Consider the following 264-nt stretch of genomic DNA (forward strand, 5'->3'; position numbering starts at 1 on the left):
GCTTCTTCACGTACCATAAATTTGTCGATTAGTGTAAGAATTACGCGATGAGAGTAAATTAAACAGTATGTTCTTGTCATATTGCGTTTCATATTATCTGGGTATACAGTTAAGTTTTTAAAGATATTACCAAATCGATTTAACATCTAATTTAAAGCAATTGTAGAATCTTGTAAAATTACACGTTCTTAAGAAGACAGACAGATATAGCGATCATGACATACAGTCACTTAAAAACATCTGAAAATGCCTACCAAAACCCTT

The 264-nt window shown here is 31.1% G+C and carries 1 pseudogene; it reads right to left on the minus strand.

Features of this window, described 5'->3' with window-relative positions:
* Window positions 1-188, minus strand: a pseudogene (locus JDS80_RS30905) (adenylosuccinate lyase); the annotation flags it as partial.
* Window positions 189-264: the final 76 nt, after the last annotated feature.

Source organism: Bacillus cereus group sp. N8, from assembly GCF_016483685.1.
GTDB classification, from domain to species: Bacteria; Bacillota; Bacilli; order Bacillales; family Bacillaceae_G; genus Bacillus_A; species Bacillus_A proteolyticus.